This window comes from Streptomyces sp. LS1784 (genome assembly GCF_020103755.1).
Classification (GTDB): Bacteria; Actinomycetota; Actinomycetes; order Streptomycetales; family Streptomycetaceae; genus Kitasatospora.
This window is the reverse complement of record NZ_JAHSQD010001189.1, coordinates 1-814: the sequence shown is the minus strand read 5'-3', so window position 1 is coordinate 814 and position 814 is coordinate 1. Positions and strand designations below refer to the sequence as shown.

Here is an 814-nt window from a genome sequence, read left to right as displayed (position 1 = left end):
TCCGCGTCGGTCAAACCGCCGCCCTGTGCATACCTCACAGCACACGACTACCGGGATCGGCCCTCCACCGGCAGGCGAACGCTACGGCTTCACCCATCCGAGCGACATCACGAATTCAACTTCAGTAGGGGCGGATGGCGATGGTGCTGACGGTGCCGTTTCCCCAGACGGTGGTGTTCATCATCATGCGTCCGTCCAGCGACACCGCGGTAAATTCCGGCACGAAGCGCGTAGTGAACAGTGTCGCGAACCCGCTCCGTAGCTGGGTCACCTCGCTCGTGACCAGGTCCCAGTCGTCGAGGAGGCGGACCTGGACCCAGGCCCAGCCGTCATCTTCGGGCTCTCCGTCCGTAGGGTGCGTGTTGTAGTCGACGCCGAGGAGGAACTCGCGGTCCTGATTGAAGAGTCCGTATTGCGTTGCCATCCGATACCAACTCGCGTTGACCTTGTCAGCCATATCCGGGGCGTCGACGTCGGCGATCTCGTCCGGGTATGAGTCGAATCGCCCGTGCTCGGGGCGGGCACTCGCTGGCGAGCACCCCGCGGGCAGTGGCGGCAGCGGGACCTCGTCCCGGCGCCGTTGCACGAAGTGAAGCCCGGCGGGTGCGATCAGGGCGGCTATCTCGGTGTCGGTCAGCGTCACGGAGGCACGATAGTCGCAGGCAGATCGCCTGGTGTGCCATTTTCAAAGGGCGTTAAGTCCTTTTCTGGTAGCGGCCTCGTTCGGGTTGGGTGAGGAAGCCTTGGCGAGTGAGGCGTCCGAGGCGGTTGCGGGTGATGTTTACGGACGCCTCGTCTGTGGGCATGCCGAGGA

General features: G+C 64.1%; 1 protein-coding gene. It reads right to left on the bottom strand.

Going from position 1 to position 814, the window contains the following annotated elements; translation table 11 throughout:
• Positions 1 to 121: 121 nt before the first annotated feature.
• A complete protein-coding gene (locus tag KS423_RS46465; protein ID WP_224285658.1) occupies positions 122 to 643 on the bottom strand; it encodes a hypothetical protein in 522 nt (173 codons plus the stop codon).
• Positions 644 to 814 lie beyond the last annotated feature (171 nt).